Genomic DNA, 22489 nt, shown 5'->3' with positions numbered 1-22489 from the left:
TCCCGCTAGGCGCCTCGCCGGGAACGCACGGCGCGGATGGGGAACCGGACCAGATCCCCGAACCGCGAGAAATCCACGGTCCTGCTCTTGATGAACCCGTCGAGCGCCGCCTGCGCGACGATCACGAACGAGAGGAGCCGCTCCACCCGATCGAGGCTGAACCGGGCGGCGTCGGTGGGAGGCAGGCCCTCGAGCAGCGCCGAAGCCCGCTCGAGGCGCTCCCTCACGGAGTCGGCGATCAGCCGCTCGCGCTCGGCGAACACTTTGGAAATCATCTTCCAGAAGTCCGTCTCGGCCTCGAAGAACTCCTTCCGCTCGCCCGGTTTCCATACTCTTCGTACTACACCCCACCTTTGCAATTCTGTCAGCGACATACTCATTGCGCCGGAAGAAACCTGCAGACGCTCGCCGATCTCGGCGGCGGAGAGGGCTCCGCCTTCAATGAACAGGACGGTCCAGATCCGCCCGAGCACCCGGCGAAAGCCCCAGTGCTCGATGACGTCGCCGATCGCGTCCGCCGCGAGCAGCTCCGCCTGGCGATGGATGTCGCTTGCGTGGCTCATGAAAGTTTCAAAATTCTTTGAAAGAACTGTGTGGGCCTACTTGCGCCGGCGTCAAGACATTCCCGACCGTTCTCGCCACGCAGCGCGGACGAACGGGTCGGTTCATGGGCTGGCGCGGGCGCGCGGCTCACTTCCTGAGCCGTGCGCGGCCTGGGGCGTCGAGCACCGGGGTGCTCCTGTGCAGGGTTCGCGCGTCGCGACCGCGAGCCTTCGGGCCGGGGCCATTCGGACCTCGCGGCGGTGCGTGGCCTGAACCGCGCGTGAACCGCGTGTGAACCGCTCTCGACGGCGCTAGCTCACGCCCGGATCCGGGCCATGAGATCCCGGTTTTGCCGGAGCAGCGCCTCGGGCATACGCGAGCCGAACGACTCCAGGAACGCCTCGCGATCGCGCGCCTCCTCCAGCCACGCGTCGCGATCGATGGCGAAGAGCTCGCGCATTGCCTCGTCGTTCACGCCGAGGCCGCTCGTGTCGAGCTCACCGTCGGTGGGCATGATCCCGACCGCGGTGTCGTGTCCCTTCGCCTCCCCGCGCACGCGCGCGACGATCCAGCGCAGGACGCGGAGGTTCTCGCCGAAGCCTGGCCAGAGGAGCGCGCCCGCCTCGCTCTGCCGGAACCAGTTCACGTGGAAGATCTTCGGGAACGCCGCGCGGTTCTCGCCGAGCTCGATCCAGTGCCGGAAGTAATCGCCCATGTTGTATCCGCAGAAGGGGCGCATCGCCATCGGGTCGCGGCGGACGACCCCGACCTTCCCGGTGGCGGCCGCGGTCGTCTCCGAGGCCATCGTCGCGCCCAGATAGACGCCGTGGGCCCAGCCGCGCGCCTCGCAGACGAGCGGCGCGAGCCGCGCGCGCCGTCCGCCGAAGACGATGGCCGAGATGGGCACGCCCGCTGGGGCGTCGAACTCCGTCGAGATGGACGGGCACTGGCGGGCCGGCGCGGTGAACCGGCTGTTCGGATGCGCCGCGGGCTCCCCGCTGTCGGGCGTCCACCGGCGTCCCCTCCAGTCTGTCAGCACGGGCGGCACCGGACCGTCGAAGCCTTCCCACCACGGCGTCCCCTCCGGCGTGAGCGCCACGTTCGTGAAGATCGAGTTCCTGGCCAGCGTCGCCAGGGCGTTCGGGTTCGTCCTCGAGCTCGTCCCCGGCGCCACGCCGAAGAAGCCGGCCTCGGGGTTGATCGCCCAGAGCCGGCCATCCCGGCCGATCCGCAGCCAGGCGATGTCGTCGCCGACGGTCCACACCTTCCACCCGTTCTGGGACGCCGGCGGCACGAGCATGGCGAGGTTCGTCTTCCCGCAGGCGCTCGGGAACGCCGCGCAGACGTACGTCACCCGCCCTCCCGGGTCCTCCAGGCCGAGGATGAGCATGTGCTCCGCGAACCACCCTTCGTCGCGCGCCATCGTGCTCGCGATGCGCAGCGCGAAACACTTCTTCCCGAGCAGCGCGTTGCCCCCATACCCGGAGCCGACGCTCCAGATGAGCCGCTCCGCCGGGAAATGGCAGACGAAGCGGCGCTCGGGGCTCAGGTCCCCGAGCGAGTGCAGCCCCCTGCAGAAGTCATCCGAGCTGCCCAGCGCATCGAGCGCGACCCGGCCCATACGGGTCATGATCCGCATGCTCGCCACGACATAAGGGCTGTCGGTGATCTCGATTCCGACCTTCGCCGAGGGCGATCCCACTGGGCCCATCAAATACGGGACGACGAACATCGTCCGCCCCTTCATCGCCCCGTCAAACAGCCGTCCGACCCGCTGCGAAGCCTCGTCCGGCGACATCCAGTTGTTCGTCGGGCCCGCGTCTTCCTTGTCGCGAGTGCAGATGAACGTGAGGTGCTCAGTCCGGGCGACGTCGGTCGGGTCGCTCCGGTGAAGATAGCAGTTGGGGTATCTCTCCCCGTCGAGCGCGAGGAGCGTACCGTCGCTCAGCATCCCCTGGATCAGCGTTCGGTTCTCCGCCTCGGAGCCGTCACAGAAGACGACCCGATCAGGCCGCGTCTGATGGGCGACCTCGTCCACCCACGCTGAAAGTTTCCGGTTTTGCATACGACTGCGAGCCTAGCCTGAGCGGGAACCTCCGCCAAGTCACAGTACTATTGTAATACTTCGTCAAATCTGGATGATCTGGCAGAGGGCGTGGCGTGGCAGCCGGCCGGCGTTCACGCGTCGGATGGGCTCAGTTCACGCGAGGCGAACGCAGGGACGTTCGGCTATGCTGGAGACGTGCAGCGTGTCGTCGACCTCCCTGATCGGGGCAGACTCATCGTCGCTACCGATTTACAGGGCAATGTCGCGGATTTCGAGCGAATCGCCGAGATCTTCGAGCACGCGGCGACCGGCCGTGACGGCGCGGTCCTCGTGATCACGGGCGACCTGGTCCACGGGCCCGAGCTCGACGAAGGTGAATGGCCCGACTACCTGGGCTCGTTCTACCGGGGCGATTCCGTGACCTTGCTGAAAAAGGCGAGGAGTCTCGCGGAACGCCACCCCGGCCGGGTTCACTACCTGCTCGGAAACCACGAGCACGCGCACGTGGGAGGTCCGGTGGTGGCCAAATTCTTCCCGGACGAGGCGCTGCGGCTCGAAGATCTCCTCGGCCCGGAGGACACGCTGGCGATGCGAAGCTGGTTCCGCGGGTGGCCGTTCGTGGCGGCCGCGCGCGCGGCCCGGCTGGTCATGCTCCACGCGGCGCCGCACGCCCGCATCCAGAGCCGGCAAGATCTCGATCGGCTCCCGCTCGACGGGTTCCTCGACGTACCGCTCTCGGAGATGAGCCTGCACGGGACGCTCGGCGCGCTGCTCTGGGCGCGGAGCACATCGAGCGACCGCGCCTATGCCTTCCTCCGCGCGATCGACCCGGACGCTCGCGTGGCGATCTACGGGCACGACGTCGCGCGCGAGGGGTATGCCACCGAGCGCGAGCCGCTGCTCTGCCTGTCGACGAGCTTCGGCTGCTACGACGGCGACAAGCTTTACCTGGAGTGGGATCTCGCCGAGCCCGCGGAGAGCGCGGCCGACGTCGCCTGGCGTGGGCTCCGGTCGCTGTACCCCGACGCGCCGCGCGTCCACAGCGAACCGTGATCGTCCCGACGAGAACGTCGCCAGGGCGCTAGCGACCTAGCTCCTCGACGAGGGCCGCGACGCCCTGGTCGATCTCGGCGTCGGTGAGGTAAGGCGCGGGGCCGATGCGGAGCACGTCGCGCCGGGCATCGACGAGCACGCGCCGGGCGCGGAGCCGCTCCACGACGTCGCCCGCTCGCGCCGAGCGCACGCCGACGAAGCCGCCCCGGCGCTCGGGCTCGCGGGGCGAGACGACGTCGCCGCCGCGGCCCGCGGCGTCGAGGAGGTCGAGGATGCGCCCGGTCTGCCGGAGCGATATCGCGCGCAGCCGCGGGACGGTGAGGCCGAAGCGATCCCAGTGCTCGATCACCGCGGCGGCGCGGTAGAGCGCGGAGGGGTCGAACGTGGAGCCCGCGAATCGCGCGCCCCCGGGCGCGTACGCGACGCCGCCGCTGCTGCCCGCGAGCGAGCCGAAGTCGGCGAACCAACCGGTGAAGACGGGGCGCAGCCCGCAGCCGTGCGGGACGCGCATCCAGCAGATCCCCTCGCCCATCGCCGCGTACTTGTAGCCCCCCGCGACCGAGAACACGTGAGGCGCCGCGCTGCCCCACGCGAGCGGGACGACGTTGAACGCGTGGTAGGCGTCCACGAGCGGGACGGCGCCGATCTCGGCGGCGCGCGCGACGATCTCGTCGAGCCGCGGCACCACCGTCGCGCTCTCGAAGAGCACGGCCGAGATCGCGAGCATCGAGGTGCCCGGCCGGAGCGCGGCGAGCAGCCGGTCGGCGAGCGCGTGGCGCGGCTCGACGCTCACCCAGTCGATCTCGACGCCCTCCTCGGCGAGGCGGGCGAGCTGGCGCCTGAGCGAGTGGAACTCGCCCTGCGTGGTGACGATCCGGAGCCGCTCGCGCCGAGGGAGCGACGTGATCAGCCGGTAGACGAGCTCGTGGGTGTTCTGGCCGAAGGCGATGGCGTCGCCGCGCTCGAAGCCCATCCGCTCCAGGATCGCCGCGCCGACCGCCGCGAGCTTGGGCAACACCGCGGCGTCCCACTTGCCGTCGACGAGCTGCGCGGCGTCGTCGAAGCATGCGCAGAGCGCGTCGCGCGCCACATCCGGCCAGGCCTGGTGGGAGTGCCCCGTGAGCAGGATGCGCGGCGCCACGTCCCCCGCCGGCGCGAGGAACCGTGAGTACGCCGCGCGAAACGCGTCGAGGTCGAGAGAGAAGCCCTGTTCCACGTCTCCTTGCATTCCAGCTCTTCGGTCGCGGCGTCGCGCGGCGAACACGCAGGGCGACGAGGCCCCGCACGCGCTGCCGCTTAACTCACTTCGATGCCCACTTCCACCCAGTCGGTCCGTGGGGTGCGGTGCGTTGCGCAGGATGCGTGGATTGCGTCCTCAACGCGCGTGGATCGGTCTGGGCCCCTCTGCCATCTACCCCACGCGCGCGCCGACAGCCCAGGCGGCCGGACGCGAGAGGACCCGCTTCTGCACGAAATCGAGCATCAACGGGGCTGGCTCCTCGCCCCGCCATGTCGTGCTCGCCGGGGCGAGGCGGCGGAGCGCGCGGCGGGGGCGCGCCTCCGGCCGGTCCGATCATCGTAGGGGGAGGTAGCTCTCTCGGAGCCATGTGGAGCGGCACGCGCTCCGGGTCGGGATGGGAGGTTCCATGACGGGCGAGGATTGCTGCGGCGCGGGAGGGGGGCCGGCGCGTCGGCGCGCTAGACTGCGCAACTTGCCGATGCGACCGCGCGCGGAATACCTCGAAGGGCTCGTCGACCTCACGTCCCACGACGACCCGAACGTCCGGCGCGCGCTCTTCCGGCAGACGATCGCCTCGCTGGCGCTGGTCGATGCGCTCGATGGATCGACCCCGCTCGACTCGCTCAGCCCGGATGGCCTGCTCCGGAGCGTCCAGACCGCCATGGCCGACGGGCTGCTCGACGATCTGAGCTGGCTCGCGCCGGCCGCGGCGAGCGTGGCGCTCTACGAGATCGCCGGGGCGCTCCCGCTCGGGCCGGAGCGGCGCGAGCTGGGCAGGCGCGTCCTGGGACAGCTCTATGCCGGCAACGCAGCGACGTTCGTCGCCCTCGCGACGCGCATGGCGGCCGGCTCGGCCCGCGGCCTGTCCGGGGCGGGGATCCGCGCCCGCGTGATGCTCTCGCTCTGGCTCCCCGCCGGCACCGACATCCCGGTCGAACCGCTCGCGCTCCTGCTCGCCTCGCGGCGCGAGCTGTCGCGCGACTGGATCGCCGCGCCGTCGACCGGCTCGCTCCCGGAGCGACGGCTCGCCGCGCGCCTGATCGAGCGCGCCGCCCGCGAGGCGACCCGCCGGGCCATGCAGGGCGACGACCTCCCGCTCCGGCTGTTCCGCAACGTCGGCGACGGGCGGCGGCGCGACCTCGACCGCAGCGCCGACGGGATCGCGCTCGCCTGGCAGACGCTCCTCGCCGATCGCGAGCCGCTCGTGTGGCGCCACGTCGCCGCGGCGCGAGGGATGCTCGCCGGGGTGCTGCCCGACTTCGCCGAGGAGGTGCGCGCGCTGCTCGCCCAGGATCTCTCCCCCACCGAGTGGCGGCGCGGCGCGGCGTCGCTGGCCGCGAGCATCGCCGTGGATCCGGACGGCGCGCTCGGACGCGCGATCGAGCTCCTCCGGAGCCCGCTGCTCGCCGCGGACCCGGGGATCGCCACGGCGATGGCCTGGGGGCTCCCCGTCGCGGCCGACGCGGAGCCTGAGGCCGCCGACGCGTTGCTCGACGAGATCGCGCGCACGTCCCCGATGGCGACCGCCGAGGCGATCGTCGAGCTCCGGCGCGAGCTGCGCGGCGTGATGAGCCGCGGCGAGCCGTTCGGCGCCCGCGCCGCGGCGCGCTGCGCCCGTGCGCTCGAGGACGCGCTCGAGGCCCCGCCCAGCGCGCACGTCCGCGACGACGGGCTCGCGGCGCTGGCGCGCGTCATCCACCGCGACCTCTCGATGGACAGCGCCGGGGTGGCGCTGCTGCGCGGCGCGCTCGACAGCGCCGTCGCGGCGTTCGTCGAGACCGGCCCGCGCGACGCGCACGGCCGCGCGCTCGAGGCCTACGCCCTCGCGACCGAGGTGGTGGGCGCGCTCGAGGAGATCGAGCTCTGCGAGCACGACGACGCGCAGAGCACCGCGGCGCGCAGGGCCGCGGTGGGGCTCGTGCGCGAGCTGGACGCCGAGCTGCTCGGCTCCGGCCTGCTGAAGAGCCTCCTCCTCCTGAACCGGCGGCCGAGCGAGGACGCGACCGGGGTCGCGTCCCTGGACGATCTCGACGAGCGGCTCGCCCGCTGGCTGCTCCGCGCCGAGGGGCCCGCCGCCCGGGCGAGCGCCTCGCCGCCCCTGCACGTCACCGTGCACCAGCGCAACCTGCGCGCGCTCATCCACCTGATCGACGGCGAGAGCACCGACTTCGGCAGCGAGCCAGAGCTCAAGGCGCGGGTGCTCGCCCGCTGGACGGGCGCCATCGGCGTGCTGCTCGACCGGCTGCGCGCCGAACGCGGCTCGTCGCTCCGCCGCGCCATCGCCGCCTCGGTCGCTCGCGGCCTCGACGCGCTCGTGCGCGAAGGCGCCGCCGACGCGGCCGACATCTTCTTGCACGCGGCGATGCGCGGCGGCGACCCCGACGACCTCGACGTGCTCGGTCAGGCGAGCATGCACCCGGACGTCGCCCAGCTGCTGCGCGCCTACGCGCGGTTCGCGCGCGGCGGGCGCGAGGGCGGCGCGCGCGCGCCGGAGGGCGACGCCGCGGCCTCGCGCCGGTCGACCCGGCAAGGCGGCCTCGACGCGGAGCTCGCCGAGGCCGAGCGCGCGCGCGTGGCGCTCGAGCGCATCGCCGCCATCGAGGCGCTCGTCACGGCGCTCCCTGCGGGCGCGTCGCAGCGTACGGAGATCGTGCGGGGCGCGCTCGCCCGCCTCGCGCGCGCGCTCGGAGCGATGAACGCGGCCCGCGCGCTCAGCGCGCTGACCGGCGCGGGTGACGGCGACGTGGACGCCTCGCCGCTCGCCGCCCTGGAGGAGGCCCTGACGCGCCTCGCCCAGCTGACCGCGGGCGCGCGCCGGCGCTGCGGGGAGCACCCGGCCTCCGCGCCCTCCGGCGCGACCGAGCCGCTGCGCCTCGCCATCGAGGTCGCGCTGCAGGAGGAAGGCGACGCGGAGCCGAGCGTCGCCGCGCCGATCGAGGCGCTCGTCTCGGCCGCGCGCGCGAGCATCCCGAGCGCGCTCGCCGATGTGGTCGCCCTCGTCGTGCCGCGCGTCCTGCTGCTCCCGGTCCGGCGGCAGAGCGCGCCAAGCGGGGTCGCCCTGCCCGAGCAGCCGCTGCCCGCGTGGTTGCCGAGCCGGCGCACGCTCGGCGGCTTCTACGTGCACCGCCAGCTCGGCGGCGGCTCGCTGGGGACGGTGTTCGTCGTCACCCGCACCGAGGAACGACACGATCCGTCGGCGGAGCGCTTCGCCCTCAAGGTGCCGGAGTACGATCACACGGCGGCCAGGAGCGTCTCGGAAGCCGACTTCCTCCGCCTGTTCCGGGAGGAGGCGGGCGCGCTGCTCTCGCTGCCCGATCACCCGAACCTCGCCGGCTTCGTCACGTTCGACGCGGGCGCCCGCCCCAAGCCGATCCTCGTGATGGAGCTCATCGAGGGCATCCGCTGCGACAAGCTGCTCGACGCTCGAGGCCTCACCTCGCGGAGCGCGGTGGCGCTGCTCGACGGCATCCTCGCCGGGCTGGAAGCCATGCACGCCGTCGGCGTCGGACACCTCGACATCAAGCCGACGAACGTGATCCTGCGAGGGGGACGCGAACCCGTGCTCGTCGATTTCGGCCTCGCCGGCCGCCACATCCGCCCCGGCTGTGCCACCGGATGCTACGGCGCCCCGGAGATCTGGGGCGTCGTCCCCGCCGGGGTCACGCCCACCCCGCTCACGGCCGACGTCTACAGCTTCGGCTGCCTCGCCTACGAGATCCTCACCGGCAAGACGCTGTTCGACGCGCCCACCGAGGTCGCGCTCATCACGGCGCACGTCACGCACGACGGGCTCCCTGCGCCGATCAAGCGCATCGCCGACGATCCGAGGACCGCAGACATCGCGGCGTTCATGTATGCCTGTTTACGACACAACCCGAACGATCGCGCGAACGCCTCCTCCCTGAGGGAAATGCTGCTGCGGATCACCGGCCAGCTCGCTGACCTGAGATGGCCGCTCGACGACGAGCGGGCCGCCAGGCCCAGCACCGGGGGACCTCGGAAAGTCCATACAGGAAGTTCCTGATGCGTTTTTCCTCTGAATCCTGTCGGCTCAAAGAAGGATTTAAGCAGTAGGTTGTTTCTCGGCGGCGCGTTCGGGGGGGCCGCGTATCAGGCCGCCATGGCCCCCGGGTCAGCGCTGCTCGATCCCCATCGACGTCCCGGCGCACCCCGGCGGCCAACCTTTCTCGATCGCGGCTGGGCGCTGGAGTCGCGCCCCGCGATGCTCTAAGGGCGGCGTCGTTGATCTCTGCGCTGAAACCGCCTCGCGACGAAGCCGAGCTCCGGTGCCGGGCGGCCGCGCTCGCCGGCCTGACGCTCGCCGATCTCGCACGCGCGCTCGGTTGCGCCGTGCCCCGAGGCGGCGTGCGCACGAAGGGCGCCGCCGGCGCGCTCGTCGAGCGCGCGCTCGGCGCGACGGCCGGCTCGACATCGAGGCCCGATTTTCCCCACCTCGGGATCGAGCTCAAGACGATCCCCGTCGAGGTCACCGGGGCGCCGCAGGAGTCGACGTTCGTCTGCTCGATCTCGCTGTCGGACGCAGATCGTGCGGAGTGGGAGACGTCGCGCGCTCGCGCGAAGCTCGCCTGTGTGCTCTGGGTCCCGATCATCGCCGCTCCGGGCCGGCCGAGCGAGGAGCGACGGCTGGGCGCCCCGCGGCTCTGGCAGCCGACGGACGCGCAGGAGCGCGTCCTGCGCGCCGATTTCGAGGACCTGATGGGGCTCATCGGCATCGGCGCCGTCGAGGCGCTCACCGCGCACGCGGGGCGCTGGCTCCAGGTGCGGCCGAAGGCCGCGAGCGGGCGCTCGCGGACGCTCGCGTTCGGACGCGACGGGGAGATGATCGCCGCGCTGCCGCGCGGCTTCTACCTGCGCCCCAGCTTCACCGGCGCGATCCTCCGCGATCCGGCCGCGATCCCGGCGTGACCGGAGAGGCCCCGCCGCACACGGGCGGCCCCGGCGCGCGTCACTTGCAGGGGACGACCTTCTTGGAGCCGTCCGGCATCGTGGCGGTGCATGTCTCCAGCGAGAGATCATCGTTCACGGTCGGCGTGACGGTGCGCGGCGGCGCCGGCGCATCCACGGCAGCTCCCCCAGCTTCCGTTGGGCGCGTGCGCCCTCGCCCGCCCGCGCCGGCGCGCGGCGGCTTGCCAGCGCTGGCGCTCGGCGACGCCGTCCCCGCTGCGGACGGCCCGCTCCCCGCATCCGCCGCTGTCTCGGTGGAGCTGACGCCCGCATCCGATGCGCCTGCGTCCACCTCGCTCGCGCTCGCCGCGCTCGCGCCCGCGTCAGCGATCGCTGCGGTGGCCGCAGGGACAGCCACCGTCGGGATCGCGGCGGCCGTGTCTGGCGCCTGAGGCGCCGTCGCCGTCGGCGCGCCGGGAGCCGCGGTGTCGCCTGACGAAGGCGCGTCCGCCGGAGCGGTCGCCTCGCTCCCTCCCACGGCGAAGCGGCTGCGCTGGAACTGGAGCGCGCCCCACGCGCCCACGAGGACGGCGACGGCCCCGACCCCCACGTAGAGCAGCGTGCGCCCGCGGCGCGGGGCCTCTTCCTCCACCGGAGGCGTAGAGCTGCCCGTGCGCGCGCCCCTGTCGCTCACCGACGGCCCGCCGCTGCTCGTGCGCGAGGCGCGCGAGGTCCGCGTCATGGCCGCCCGCGAGGCCGGCGGAGGCAGGTCGAGCTCCACGGCGTGCTGGCGAAGGATCCCGCCGATGGTCGTGCGCGTGCCCGGAGCGGCGTACGGCGCGAGCGCCTGAACGAACTCCGCGATCGACTGGAAGCGATCCTCCGGCTCGCGCGCGATCGACTTCTCGATCACCTCGACGAGGCCCTCCGGCACCTCGGGGCGGAGGTCCTGGAGCGCCTCGGGCGGCGACGTGTAGATCTTCGCGCACAGCTCGGGGAAGCTGTCGGCCACGTACGGCGGCCTGCCGCCGATGATCTCGAAGAGGCACACGCCGAGCGCGTAAATGTCGGTGCGAGGATCGACGCTCTTCGAGGAGCGCATCTGCTCGGGGGACATGTAGAGCGCGGACCCGAGGATCGTGGTCGTCTGCGTGAGCGAGACGTTGCCCGTGTCGCCGGTGAGGATCTTCGAGACGCCGAAGTCGAGCACCTTGATGAGCGGGGCGCCGTCCGGGCGCTTTGTCAGGAACAGGTTCGCCGGCTTCAGATCGCGGTGGACGATCCCGAGCGCGTGCGCCTCCGCGAGCGCCTCGCACGCCTGGACGATGTGATCGATGCACTCGCCGATCGCGAGCGTGCCCGCCTCGGCGGCGTGGCCCGCGAGGTCCACGCCGTCGAGCAGCTCCATCACCATGTACGGCTCGCCGCTGTCGAGCGCGGCAACGTCGAGCACGCGCACGACGTGGTGCGTCTGCAGCTTGGCGACCGTACGCGCCTCGCGCATGAACCGCTCCGACGCCTCGGTGTACGACATGAACTCCGGGAGCAGGAACTTGATGGCGACACGCGTATCGAGATCGAGGTGCAGCGCCTCGACCACGAGGCCCATGCCCCCACGGCCGATCGTGCGCTCGACGCGGTACTTGCGCGCAATGACGGTGCCAGGCGCAATCGTGTAGACGTTGTCAGCCTTCGGTTCCCCCGGGCCGAGCGGAAACGCAGCCGTCTCCGGGCCGACCGAGACTTCTCCTTCGGTCGAGTCCGGCTCACCAGAGGACGACGCCATCGAGCTAAGGTATACACGTCACGCTTCTCCGAAGCGATTCCCCTCACGCCGCAGGAATGCAAAGAGCTGCGAAAAACCGCCTCCCAGGTGGGACGCCGGCGCGGAACAGGCGGAATCAAGCGCAGCCCAGGGCCAGCCTGCGCTCCCGGCACACCGCGGACGACGCGCCCCTCCGGTCCGATTGTGAGCGCCGATGACCGCCAGGCCGTTCCTTCAGGTTCGGCTCAGCGGTCGGCCCGCGCTCATGGCCTCTCGATGCCGGTTGACAGCGAGCTCAACGGGTGCGCGCCGGCGGAGTCCGGGAGCGGCGCATGTTCGCCGTCGAGGAGGTCCGGTGCGGTCCCTCGGTGCCGTGCGCCGGGGTTTGCCGCGTCGCCTTGAGGTTGCCGAGATCGGCCTCGATCTCGACGCCGAGCGCGCGGCAGCGACGGATGAGCCGCTCCAGATCGACCCCCGCCTCGATCAGCAAGCCCGAGGGGGGCGACGGATCGACGAACATCTCGGCCGCCGGCCTCCGCGTGCGGAGCAGCTCGCGGATCTCGGGATCCTCGATCCAGAGGAAGCCGGAGGCGCCGACGAAGCTCGCCTTGCCGATGACGACGCTCGCCTGGATGAGCATGCGCGAGATGGTGTCCGGCAGCGGCGCGACCGCCTCGATGCGAGAGCGCAGGGCGTCGCTGTCGAGGCCCACCGACAGCGCACGCGCGATCGACGGCGGCGTGAGCAGGAGATCGACCTGATCGCCGACGCGGCCCATCTCCGCGAACGACGAGAGCCCGAGCACGGCAGCGACCTTGGCGCTCAGGCCGACGCGCAGCGCGTGCGCCTCGACGAACTTGCTCTTGCTGTTGTCCGAGCTCGGCGCGGAGCCCGCGAGGAGCGCCCGCCCGCGCGGCGTCAGCCGGAGCGCCAGCTCCGCGCTGGCCACGTCCTCGGCCCCGCCGAGATCGATGATCCCGAGCGCCGGCAGCGACTCCAGCGCGATCCGCCGCGTGATGTCGGGGACCTCCGGCGCCTCGACCGAGGCGCGCTCGGCCCAGCGGCGGACCAGCCGCTCGACCCCGGCGATGCGCTCGTCCGCCGCCAGGTAGCCCTGCAGCGACTGCCAGGGGACCCAGCGGCCCTCGCCGAGGTCGTGCAGCGCATCGAGCACCATCTCGCGGAGCGCGCCGATGGGGCTCGCGTCGCGGTTGTCCGACGCGACCCGGAGCACCTCCCGCTCGGCGCGCGCTTCATCCCACGCGCCGCCGCGGCGCCACGTCGTGAACAGGAGCGGCGTCAGCTCCTGCACCTGGAGCGAGCCGGGCGGCGTCGCCGGCGACGCGGCGGATGCGTCCCAGAGCCCGACGGCGCGCGACAGCGCTGCGACGAGCGCGACGCCCTCGACGTCCCGCCCGAAGCGCTGCGCGAGCCGGACGAGCAGCGAGCGCGGCGTCCCGACGCCGGGGCGCACGTCGCTGCCGGGCTCGCGCACGCAGTACGCGAGCGCCAGCGCGAGCATCCCGGGATCCGAGGCGAAGCGAGCGCGCCGCGGGGCGTGATCCTCCTCCAGGACGAACGACCGGATCTGCTCGCGCCGCTTCTCGCGCATCCGACGGCGATCCGCGCCGACGATGGCGGCCACCTCGGTCGGCACGACATGCCGGTTCGGATGGATCGGGATGAGGAAGGCGCGGCGCTCGAGCGCGAAGCCCGCGCCGCGGCGGCTCGCCGTCACCCCGCTCGCGCTGCGCAGGCGCATCGGCTCCCGCTCCAGATCGAGAAGCTCCTGCGTGTCCACCTCGCCGCCGACGGCCTCGATGGACTCGAGCAGGCGGCGCTCGACGGGCGCGAGGCGATCGATCTCCTCGCGGAGCCGCTCCGGATCGCTCAGCGTCTCCCACGCGTTCTCGAGGGACAGCGCGATGGGCGGCGTGGCCGGGCGGCCGAGGTAGTGCGTCGCGATCGCGCTCATCGTCTCGAAGGGCGCCTGCGCGAGCAGCGCCCGGATCGCCCGAGGGTCCTCGCTCTCCCAGCTCTTCAGCTGGACCAGGAACGCCGCCGGGAGCACGAGCTCGATGCCCTCGTCGGTCTTGCGCGCGTAGACGACGCCACGGGCGATGAGCGGCTCGAGGCCGGCCGGGAGCGAGGGGACGACGAGCACGCCGCCCGCCTCGGCGATGCGATGGAGCAGCTCGCGGCTGGCGGTCGGGAGCCGCGACGGGTCGCGCACGTCGGGGAGGCCGACCAGCGCCCGCGCCGCCTGGGAAGGCGCGTCGATGCGCTTCGCAGCGTCGATACGGATCCCCATGCGTGTGATGAGGCCCTTGAGCTCCGACTCTGGGAGGGCGCGGAGGATGGCGTCGAGCCGCCTCGGCGACTCGTCGAGCTCAGCATCATCACTGCTCGCCATGCCTCCCGATTCGCGTGTCACCCGACCTTGCTCCTCATCTGCAGGATGCTCCCGCCCCGACTGTCGTCCGTTGGTCGTGGTCATGCGCTCGACTTGATCTCCCGGATATCCGATGACCCGCGTTAACCAACGGAATAGTCAGCCTCCTACCGTACACCAGGATGCTCGTCCAGCTTCAAGAAATCGAGCACTTTCCTCCCCCGAACACAATTTTCTCCGATCACAATTTCGCTCGCTGGCATCGCGGCGCCTCCTTTTCGTCTGTTCGCGTCTGTCCTTCGTCTGTTCGCGTCTGTTCTTCGTCTGTTCGCGTCTGTTCTTCGTCTGTTCACGCCGCTGTGGTTCACGTCGTCGTCGCGCGTTCTTCGCGTCGTCCTCGCACGTTCCTCGCACGTTCCTCGCATGGTCACGCGCTGTTCGCCCGATTCGCCTCAGGCATCTCAGCCGCGCATCTCGCGCGCTCGTCTCGTGTACCGCGACCGCACGAAGCCGCACGCAACCGCACGCAACCGCACGCAATCACACGCGCTCGTACGCAATCGCATGCGGCCGCGGGACAGCGTTCGCGGTGCCGTGGTGCGCCACGCGCGCCTTCGCCTCACGCGACGCTCGACACGATTGGCCCCTCGCTCGACGTTGGCGACGTCCGCGACGTCGGCCGCACGACGTCCGCCGCGCGATTCCGCCTCGGCGTGGCTGGCCCCGTCGCGCGGATTCCGTCGCACGCCACGCTCATGGCGCCTCGATGGCGCGCGCCTGCCGTCCTCGTCAGGCGGAGCCGACCGGTTCGCTGGATCGCTCACCAGGAAGGCTCGGCGACGAGCCGCGCTTGCCTTCCCGCGGGCCCACGTGGGAACGTCGCATACCTCCTTGATTTCCCGCCCCTGTTCGAGGCGCACCATGCTGTGCTCCACACCGCACGCCCGAAGCAATGAGCCCTCCCCCCTGCGCGCACGCCCGCAGATCGACGCCATCAGGCGACTCCTGAGTGACTCGGCGCCGTTTGCGCCCATGGCGTCGAGTGGAGACCCATCTTGATTCTGCGCGACCCAGTCCACGGCTTGATCGAGTTCGAGAGCGGCGAAGCGGCCATCGTTCCGCGCTTGCTCGGCGCTCGCGAGGTGCAGCGGCTGCGGCGCATCCGTCAGCTCGGGCTGACGTCGCTCGCCTTCCCAGGCGCCGAGCACACCCGCTTCTCGCACGCGCTCGGGGCCGCCCACGTGATGCGCCTCCTGATCGCGAGGCTCCGTCAAATCGATCGCGACCTTCCGTTCTGGCAGAGAGTGACCAGCGACCGCGCGCGCGACGCGATCGCCGCAGCGTTCCTGCACGATCTCGGCCACGGCCCGCTGTCGCATCTCTTCGAGGAAGCCATGCCGGGTGCGCTCCACCACGAGCGCTGGACCGAGCGCATCCTGCTCGACCCGTCCTCGGACGTGCACCAGGTGCTCGTGCGCCAGGATCCTTACCTCCCGCAGCGGGTCGCCGACCTCATCGGCGGACGGCACGAGCTACCGTACCTCGCCAAGGCGGTGAGCGGCACCTTTGACGTCGATCGCTGCGACTACCTGCTCCGCGACGCGCACGCGACGGGCGTCAGGTACGGCGAGTACGACCTGCCATGGCTGCTCCGCAGCCTCAGGTTCAGCGACGTCCAGGTGGAGATGCCCGGCGGCGGCGCCGCGTCTGCCCCGCCAGCGCCCGCGCTCGCCATCGACGGGACGAAGGGGATGAGCGCGATAGAGTCGTTCCTGCTCGCCCGCTTCTTCATGTTTCAGCAGGTCTATTTCCACAAGACGACGCGCAGCGCGGAGTGGATGATCGGCGCCATCCTCCGGCGCGTCGTCACCCGCCTCGCCGCCGGGGACCGGATCCCCGAGGTCCCCGCGGCCGTCGCCGCGATGGCCGTCGGCGAGATGCCCACCCTGGAGCAGTACCTCGAGCTCGACGATCAGGTCCTGCTCGGGGCCATCCATGCGTGGGAAGCGGCGCCCGATCCCGTGCTGTCCGATCTCGCCCGCCGCCTGCGCGTGCGCTCGCTCTTCAAGTCGGTCGAGCTGTTCCCGGAGCCCGGCGAGTCGCCGGCCGAGCGCGACGCCCGGCGCGCGGCAGCGCTTGAGACCGTGCGCGAGATCGCGCAGAGCGCCGGGCTCGACCCGGAGGTGTACGTCGGCGTCGACGTGGCCGAGGACACGCCCTACGCCGACGACGGGTCGCTCATGGTCGTCTACTCCAAAGGGCGTCCGCGGCGCCCCGCCGAGGTGTCCTTCTTGCTGGATCGGCTGCGCAACGAGACGATGACACGCACCCGGCTCCTCTTCGCGCCCGAGCTGCGGGATACGGTGCGGGAGGCGCTGATACGCTGATGACCACCAGGAACAAGGCAGCCCGTGGATCGTCCGAGCCCACGCGCCGCGCCATCACCAGAGCGCTCGCCAGCGTCGCAGCGCTCGCGGTGCTCGCGGTGGCGTCCACGGCACATGCGGAAGGCGACGGCGCGTACGGCCGGCTGGACGGAGACCTCGATCTGCGCGCGGGCGCGGGAGCCTCGTTTGCGGACGCCGGTCCGGCGCTCTGCGCGCGCGGCGCCGCGGTGTACCTCTCGACCGCCGGCGTGTACGCGCACTACACCGACGCGCTCGGCGCAGAGGGAGCGCCCGTCGCGCGCTCGATCGCGAGCGGCGTCTTCATCCAGCCGCTCTTCCTCGCCCGCTATGCGAGCGATCTCGAGCGCAGCGCGCCCTGGCTCGACCTCTTCATCGATTCCGTGGCGCTCGGCGTGGGCTCGTTCTGGGAAGCGCCGCCCGGAGCCGGGCTCGCCGCGGAGCCCGGGCTGGAGCTCTCGCTGTCGCTCGACGTGCCGCTCCTGGGAGACGCCACGGGCCCGTTCCTCGGCCTGCGGGGTGCGCTCCGCTTTCGCGGGCCGGAGCTCTCGGGCGACGATGGCCCGCGCGATGCGCAGCGGGCGCTCCTCTCGGTCACGCTCGGCTGGCATCACGTCCTCCGCGCGCACCTCGTCGACGCAGGCGACCGCGCCCCCGCCCAGGGGGCGGCGCAGCGCGGCGTGGTCGGCGCGAGGACCCGTTGAGCGCCGCGCTCGACGAGCTGCGCGCGGCGCTGGTGGCCGCGTTCCGCGCCGGGCTGACAGAGCTCGACCCAGCTGGGCTCGTCGAGCGCGCGCTCGACGCCGAGGCCGAAGCGCACCGCGGCCGCGTGTTCGTCATCGCGGCGGGGAAGGCGGCGCCCGGGATGGCCCAGGGGGCGCTCCGCCGCTGGGGTGGCAGGATCGCCGGAGGGCTCGTCATCACCGTCGCGGCCCCGGCGCTCGCCGCGCGCCATGAGACGACATCGCTGGCCGACCCCGAGGAGGCCGCGCTGCGCCCGCTGCGCGTGATGCGCGCGGCGCACCCCATCCCCGACGCGCACAGCGTGGACGCGGCCGAAGCGGCCCTCGCCATCGCGGCCGCGCTCGGGCCCGAGGATCTGTTGATCGCCCTCCTCTCCGGCGGCGCCTCGGCGCTGCTCGCCGCGCCGCCTCCGGGCGTGTCCCTCGCGGACAAGCAGGCCGTCGTCGCCGAGCTCCTGGAAGCAGGCGCGCCGATCCAGGACGTCAACCTCGTTCGCCGCCACCTGTCGCGGATCAAGGGTGGGCGGCTCGCGGCGGCGGCGGCCCCGGCGCGCGTGCTGACGCTGCTCATGAGCGACGTCGTGGGTGGACTCCCGCACGACGTCGGCTCGGGCCCCACCGTCCCGGACCCGACGCGCGTGGAGGAGGCGCTCGCCGCGCTCGATCGCTGGGCCCCTCGGTTCGCGCGGCTCACGCCCGCGTTCAGCGAGTCGCTGAAGCCAGCGGACGCGCGGCGCCTGGAAGCGCGCGTGCTCGCCGATCCGGACAAGCTCGCGGAGCGCGTGGCGGCGGCCCTCGCCGGCAGGGCAGGGCTCCGCGCCACCGCCGCCCCCGCCGAGGACGGCGACGCGCGCGCGATCGTGGAGCGTCGCTTCGCGCTCGCGCGCACCCTCGCTCCCGGTGAAGCGGCCGTGATCCCGTGCGAACCGACGCTGGCGCTGTCGGCCCACCGCGGCGCCGGCGGCCGCGCAGGATGGATCGCGCTCGCTGCCCTGCGCGGCTTGCCACCGGACGTCGCGCTCCTCTGCGCGGCCTCCGACGGCGTCGACGGCAGCTCCGGCGCGGCGGGAGCGGCCGTTGCCCGCGCGGCAGCCGCCGCGATGGACGACCGCACGATCGACTCCGCGCTCGCGCGCTTCGACGACGCCGTCGTTCACCGCGCGCTCGGCACGCGTGTCGAGACGGGCCCGACAGGTCACAACCTCACGGACTTGCACATCGTCGCGCGAGACTTCCTCCGAGGCGCGCGTGTACGCTGACGCGGCAGCGCGCGCTGCGGCGCGGCAGCGCGCGTGAGCTCTCGCGGCGACGCGGGCTACGAGGCGAGCTCACGCGCGCAGGCGCGATGAGCGGCACGCACGCCGCGGGGGCGGCGCGCCCTCACTGCGGCTCGGTGACCGCGGCCGTGGTGTCGCCCATCGCTTCGCGCACCGCGAGCGCGAGCGCGCAGCTGTTCGCCTGCCGCTGCCGTGCATCGAGCACGCTCCCCTCGACCGAGGGCGTCCCGCCGATGAGATTGCCGCTCGCTTCGCGGCGCACCCGCAGGATGGGCTTGCCGTCCGACAGCCGCCACACCCCGACCCGCGCCATGTGCGGCACCCCGAGCAACGCCTCGGTGCTCGCCGCTCCCTCGGCCGGCTCGTCGAGGACGAGGAGGTAATACTGCGCCCGCGTGAGGAGCTCCGCCGCGAGCGGAACATCGTCGCGCATCGTGTCCTCGAAGCTGGACTCCAGCAGCCGCAAGCGGAGCTCGCTCGAGGCATCCTGTGCGTCACGCACCCACTCGTCCGAGAGGACGTGCATCGTCCGGTAGGCGACGCGCAGGTTGAAGGGCTGCGCGGGCCTGGAGCAGCGCTCCGCCTCGTTGCAGTACTCGCCCGCGGGGCAGTCCCGCGTGCGCTTGCACTCCGCGCCGGCCAGCGGGTTCGGGTTCGGCACACGCAAGAGACACGCAGTGAACGCGTCGCGGAGCGACTGCTGCGCGTTCTTCCGGACGGCGTCGGCGCTTGTGGCCTCGTCTACCCGGAGGCGCAGGTAAATACCCGCAAGCTCACGGAAATTCCACGTCTTGAGCGCCTCCCGATCCACGAGATCGGCGCCGGCGCTCCGCGCCAGATCGAGGGTCCAGCCCTCCACGCGCTCGCGCATGGGGAACCAGCGCGGGCCGAGCTCGACGGCGACCGCACGCTGGCGCGCCATCAGCTTCTGGCGCGCGCTCTCCATCTGCCCCTGCGACCACTTCCAGTGGAGGATCGCCGAGACCGCCAGGACGAGGGCCGTGTAACCCCAGAACTTCGCCGGGGGCCAGCGCATCTTGGAGCGCGCCTCGCGCGCCTTGTAGACCGACGGCAGGCCGCGCTCGCGGGGCGGCTGTTCAGAGGACATAGCAGAGGCTCCACGCAGGAGGCCCCAGCCCGATCACCCGAGCAAGGCAGCCTCCTCCACGCGAGCCGCGTAGAGGCGAAGGCCGCGCCGAGCGCGCCGCTGGAGCCACCACGTTCCATGGTGACCGAGGCCGCCGGGAGTCGCCCGGCGTGCCCCATCCTTCTGTGCTCGATAGGTCAAGAAGCGGGGATCACTGCGACTTCGGGAGCTTGCTGACCATGAAGCTGACGTTCGGGTAACCGGCGAACGCCGCGGTCTGGAACACGCTCTTCACGACCAGCGCGGGCACGTTCTGATCGACCTGGAGGATGCACACGCCGGGGAACGGCTTGTTCGGCTGCACCTGCTTCCACAGCTCGCGCTTGTTCTTGAGCAGGTTGAAGAGCTCGTCGATCTTCTGAAGCCGCCCGAGCTCCTCGATCGCGCGGGTCGACCCGGCCAGGGCGCCGTCGACGAGGATCTGGTTGCCGTTCACGGCGACCATCGGCGCGTCGATGACGTCCTCGACGTTCTCCGCCTTCGGGAGCTTGACGTTCTTGTCGACGGCGATCTCGCCTGACGCCGAGAAGGACATCAGGAGGAAGATCACGGTCACGACGAGGAAGTCGATGAAGCTCACGAGGTTGAGCCCCGCGTTCGGGCTGCGAGCGCCGTGTCCGGACACCTTGTTCCACACGAACCGGAGCGGCACGCCCTTCATCAGCCGGCGGCCCGGCTGGTGGATCACGTGGGCGTGGGGGTTCTTGTGGTGCTTCGGATTGAACCTATCCATGTGCGCGCTCCTGCCTCAGCGGACCGAGAACGTCATGTTGAACACGGGGACCTGCTTGTTCCCATCGGGCAGCCGCATCTCGCGCTTGGGCGCGTAGAGCGCGTCGAGCACCGCGACGATCTCCTTGAAGGGCGTCCGGTTGTCGGTGTGGAGGATGGCCTGGTCGAGCTTCTTGTCGCTCGGATCCCGGTGGCCGCCGTGGGTCTTCCACTCCTCCTCGATCCGCTTCGCCAGCTCGGGGTAGCGGACGATCTTCGAGCTCGCGTCGCCGATCTCGACGGGCGACTTGTTCACCTTGACCTCGTTGACCACCGTCGCGCCCTGCTTCCACACGAGCCCGAACTCGCTCTCGCCGATGTGGAGGTTCAGCACCTTCTCCGGCGTCTGCGGGGTGAGCTCCTTGTTCGGGTCCGGAGGGCCAGGGACCTGGGCGTCCGCGTTCATGCGCGAGTTGGTGACCCAGACCGCCGTGATCAACAGGAATGCAATCGTGACCATCAGCAGGTCGATGAACGGGATCATGTTGATATCGCTGTTCGTCGACCGCTTCTTGCCGCCACCGTCGCCGACGTCTACGCCGCCCATATTGCCTTCCCAACGTGAGCCTGAGCTCACCTATCCAAGTTGTTCCGGGGAACGCCCTGCCCGCAGCTCGCGGTGGGCCACCATGCTGGGTCTGACTTCGTCGCTCTTCCGAAGTTCCCGGGGCCCCGGCGGCGGAAGCCGCCGTCCGGGGCTTCGAGGCGCGAGAGCGGGCCCAGGCGGCATCGCGCGCGGAGGGCGCTCGACGACCCGGGCCCGCCGAGGACCATCAGGCAGCCGCCTGACCTACTGCTGCGACATTCACCTTCTGACGGTTCGCGACGACGAGGTTGAGGATCTGCACCGACGCCTCGTTGATGTCGTCCTCGATGTGCTGCGTCTTGCCGTTCAGCACGGCGAAGCCGATGAGGCCGATGATGGCCACGCCGAGGCCGAAGGCGGTGCAGTTCATGGCCTCGGAGATCCCGAGCGCGAGCACGCGGGCCTTCTGGCTGGGGTCGACCGACTCGCCGGCGACGGAGCCGAACGACTTGATGAGGCCCGTCACGGTCCCGAGGAGGCCGGAGAGCATCGCGAGGTTCGCGAGCAGCGCGAGGTACGAGGTGCGCGCCGAGATCTTCGGCAGCTCGCGGAGAGCCGCCTCGTCCATCGCCGCCTGGACCTCCTCGTCGGGACGGTTCACCTTGACAAGGCCGGCCTGGACGATGCGGGCGAGCGGGGCGTTCGCCGCCGAACACATCTTCACGGCCTTGGCAACGTCACCCGCCAGGATGCACTTCTGCATGGTGGCGAGAAAGACGTCCTTGTTGATGGACGAGCCGAACAGGTAGAGGGCGCGTTCGACGATGATGCCGATCGTGAGGATCGACCAGAACAGGATGGGCCACATACCCCACCCACCCTCTTTGAAAGCTTCATACGCTCCGTGCATTGCTTCTGTCCTCCAGTTCGCCTCGCGTCCCCGGGATGAGGTTTCGCGCAACTCGATCGGTTCCCTTTGTCAGACTCGTGTTGCCGAGGGGCGGCAGTCTTTCACTCACACGTAAAGACGGATGAGAGGCCTATTTTGCTTGGCGGCGCTGGCCGTGGACGGCGTGCTGCTGTCGCTCTCTGGCGAGATGCCCACGGGACGCTAGCCGAGCGGCGCTGACCTCTGCAAGAGTCCTGATCGTCTCTTCTGGTGCCGGCGCGCGGCGCCGTCCCAGCTCTCCCACCTGTCGTCCAAGACTGACTTCGCGTCGTCGCCAGGGGCCCTTTCATGGCTCTAGGCGCGGCTCCCCGTTCACCGCAGAGCGTGCCGCCTTGTGGCCGAGCTACGCCGACGCGCCCGGGGGACTCGCGCATCTTCGCGATTGAGACCCGGCGCCGTCAAGAGAGATTTGGCCACACGTGAGCGCTCTGATACGGGCAAAACTTTACAACAATCGCGGGGTTATGTCATGATCGGCCGGGAGCGATGCGGGCCGACCAGCGGCAGATGCCGCGAATTTCAGGGGGCGCAGCGCCCGCATGACCACCGCCGGCCCGACCGCGCGCCGCGGCAGTGCGAGCCGCATCACCCGAGAGCGAGCGCAGCGACTCATCCGCCCGGACGACGCGGCGATGGCAGAGCACGGTAGCCCGCTCAGACGCCGGCAGCCGGAGCGAATCAGGGGTCTCCGGACCTACCTGTCCGGCCTCGGCGCGGACGGCGCCC

At 71.6% G+C, this 22489-nt stretch carries 15 protein-coding genes; 6 read left to right on the top strand and 9 right to left on the bottom strand.

Features of this window, described 5'->3' with window-relative positions; genetic code table 11:
• Positions 1–5: 5 nt before the first annotated feature.
• Both WMF12_RS15810 and WMF12_RS15805 read right to left on the bottom strand, forming a co-directional pair.
• On the bottom strand, positions 6–563 hold the full coding sequence (locus tag WMF12_RS15810; RefSeq protein WP_012235639.1) for a GbsR/MarR family transcriptional regulator: 558 nt from the start codon (positions 561–563) through the stop codon (positions 6–8).
• A gap of 296 nt (positions 564–859) precedes the next feature.
• Positions 860–2608 (bottom strand): phosphoenolpyruvate carboxykinase (GTP), encoded by a 1749-nt coding sequence (locus WMF12_RS15805; RefSeq protein WP_437872350.1) that lies wholly within the window; start codon positions 2606–2608, stop codon positions 860–862.
• Between the two features lie 177 nt (positions 2609–2785).
• On the opposite strand from WMF12_RS15805, the gene WMF12_RS15800 reads away from it, so the two are divergent.
• A complete protein-coding gene (locus WMF12_RS15800; protein ID WP_437872349.1) occupies positions 2786–3643 on the top strand; it encodes a metallophosphoesterase in 858 nt (285 codons plus the stop codon).
• 28 nt (positions 3644–3671) lie between these two features.
• Here the strand turns inward: WMF12_RS15800 and WMF12_RS15795 are convergent, their stop codons facing one another.
• Positions 3672–4871, bottom strand: coding sequence for an aminotransferase class V-fold PLP-dependent enzyme (locus WMF12_RS15795; RefSeq protein ID WP_437872348.1), 1200 nt, complete (start codon positions 4869–4871; stop codon positions 3672–3674).
• A 490-nt stretch (positions 4872–5361) separates the two neighbouring features.
• On the opposite strand from WMF12_RS15795, the gene WMF12_RS15790 reads away from it, so the two are divergent.
• Both WMF12_RS15790 and mutH read left to right on the top strand, forming a co-directional pair.
• Positions 5362–8907, top strand: a complete 3546-nt coding sequence (locus tag WMF12_RS15790; protein WP_437873857.1) for a protein kinase domain-containing protein — start codon at positions 5362–5364, stop codon at positions 8905–8907.
• A 218-nt stretch (positions 8908–9125) separates the two neighbouring features.
• Complete coding sequence (mutH, locus tag WMF12_RS15785) at positions 9126–9809, top strand: DNA mismatch repair endonuclease MutH (RefSeq protein WP_437872347.1); 684 nt, start codon at positions 9126–9128, stop codon at positions 9807–9809.
• A 40-nt stretch (positions 9810–9849) separates the two neighbouring features.
• On the opposite strand, the gene WMF12_RS15780 is transcribed toward mutH, so the two are convergent.
• Together WMF12_RS15780 and WMF12_RS15775 are read right to left on the bottom strand one after the other, a co-directional pair.
• Positions 9850–11574, bottom strand: a complete 1725-nt coding sequence (locus WMF12_RS15780; RefSeq protein WP_437872346.1) for a protein kinase domain-containing protein — start codon at positions 11572–11574, stop codon at positions 9850–9852.
• 274 nt (positions 11575–11848) lie between these two features.
• Entirely contained in the window at positions 11849–13966 is a 2118-nt protein-coding gene (locus WMF12_RS15775; RefSeq protein ID WP_437872345.1) for a hypothetical protein, read from the bottom strand.
• A gap of 1034 nt (positions 13967–15000) precedes the next feature.
• Here WMF12_RS15775 and WMF12_RS15770 point away from each other — a divergent pair.
• From WMF12_RS15770 to WMF12_RS15760, 3 genes are read left to right on the top strand one after another with little or no spacing between them, the layout of a single operon-like run.
• On the top strand, positions 15001–16332 hold the full coding sequence (locus WMF12_RS15770) for an HD domain-containing protein (protein ID WP_437746468.1): 1332 nt from the start codon (positions 15001–15003) through the stop codon (positions 16330–16332).
• Positions 16332–17054: a hypothetical protein gene (locus WMF12_RS15765; RefSeq protein WP_437872344.1), complete on the top strand. Its 723-nt coding sequence runs from the start codon at positions 16332–16334 to the stop codon at positions 17052–17054. The genes WMF12_RS15770 and WMF12_RS15765 overlap by 1 nt, the downstream gene beginning before the upstream one ends.
• Positions 17051–18352: a DUF4147 domain-containing protein gene (locus WMF12_RS15760; RefSeq protein WP_437872343.1), complete on the top strand. Its 1302-nt coding sequence runs from the start codon at positions 17051–17053 to the stop codon at positions 18350–18352. The genes WMF12_RS15765 and WMF12_RS15760 overlap by 4 nt, the downstream gene beginning before the upstream one ends.
• Positions 18353–18473: 121 nt before the next feature.
• Here WMF12_RS15760 and WMF12_RS15755 read toward each other — a convergent pair whose 3' ends face one another.
• The 4 genes from WMF12_RS15755 to WMF12_RS15740 all read right to left on the bottom strand — a co-directional run bounded on the left by WMF12_RS15755 (position 18474) and on the right by WMF12_RS15740 (position 21682).
• The gene (locus tag WMF12_RS15755; protein WP_437872342.1) at positions 18474–19478 is read right to left on the bottom strand and encodes a hypothetical protein; all 1005 of its coding nucleotides are present in this window, start codon (positions 19476–19478) and stop codon (positions 18474–18476) included.
• 190 nt (positions 19479–19668) lie between these two features.
• Positions 19669–20250 (bottom strand): ExbD/TolR family protein, encoded by a 582-nt coding sequence (locus WMF12_RS15750; protein WP_020735583.1) that lies wholly within the window; start codon positions 20248–20250, stop codon positions 19669–19671.
• Positions 20251–20265: 15 nt separating this feature from the next.
• Positions 20266–20835: an ExbD/TolR family protein gene (locus WMF12_RS15745; protein ID WP_437300011.1), complete on the bottom strand. Its 570-nt coding sequence runs from the start codon at positions 20833–20835 to the stop codon at positions 20266–20268.
• Between the two features lie 226 nt (positions 20836–21061).
• Positions 21062–21682, bottom strand: coding sequence for a MotA/TolQ/ExbB proton channel family protein (locus WMF12_RS15740; RefSeq protein WP_231864858.1), 621 nt, complete (start codon positions 21680–21682; stop codon positions 21062–21064).
• Positions 21683–22489 lie beyond the last annotated feature (807 nt).

Origin of the sequence: Sorangium sp. So ce363, from assembly GCF_051520435.1 — a bacterium.
GTDB classification, from domain to species: domain Bacteria; phylum Myxococcota_A; class Polyangia; order Polyangiales; family Polyangiaceae; genus Sorangium; species Sorangium cellulosum_B.
Note: the sequence above shows the minus strand (reverse complement) of the source record. Positions and strands in the feature narration are given on the sequence as shown.

Excerpts from the sequence above, each read along its gene's own strand:
- WMF12_RS15795 (WP_437872348.1), bottom strand. The coding sequence starts at position 4,871 with ATGCAAGGAGACGTGGAACAGGGCTTCTCTCTCGACCTCGACGCGTTT.
- WMF12_RS15790 (WP_437873857.1), top strand. The coding sequence starts at position 5,362 with ATGCGACCGCGCGCGGAATACCTCGAAGGGCTCGTCGACCTCACGTCC.
- WMF12_RS15810 (WP_012235639.1), bottom strand. The coding sequence starts at position 563 with ATGAGCCACGCAAGCGACATCCATCGCCAGGCGGAGCTGCTCGCGGCG.
- WMF12_RS15755 (WP_437872342.1), bottom strand. The coding sequence starts at position 19,478 with ATGTCCTCTGAACAGCCGCCCCGCGAGCGCGGCCTGCCGTCGGTCTAC.
- WMF12_RS15765 (WP_437872344.1), top strand. The coding sequence starts at position 16,332 with ATGACCACCAGGAACAAGGCAGCCCGTGGATCGTCCGAGCCCACGCGC.
- WMF12_RS15780 (WP_437872346.1), bottom strand. The coding sequence starts at position 11,574 with ATGGCGTCGTCCTCTGGTGAGCCGGACTCGACCGAAGGAGAAGTCTCG.
- WMF12_RS15775 (WP_437872345.1), bottom strand. The coding sequence starts at position 13,966 with ATGGCGAGCAGTGATGATGCTGAGCTCGACGAGTCGCCGAGGCGGCTC.
- WMF12_RS15805 (WP_437872350.1), bottom strand. The coding sequence starts at position 2,608 with ATGCAAAACCGGAAACTTTCAGCGTGGGTGGACGAGGTCGCCCATCAG.
- WMF12_RS15745 (WP_437300011.1), bottom strand. The coding sequence starts at position 20,835 with ATGGGCGGCGTAGACGTCGGCGACGGTGGCGGCAAGAAGCGGTCGACG.
- WMF12_RS15740 (WP_231864858.1), bottom strand. The coding sequence starts at position 21,682 with ATGTGGCCCATCCTGTTCTGGTCGATCCTCACGATCGGCATCATCGTC.
- WMF12_RS15750 (WP_020735583.1), bottom strand. The coding sequence starts at position 20,250 with ATGGATAGGTTCAATCCGAAGCACCACAAGAACCCCCACGCCCACGTG.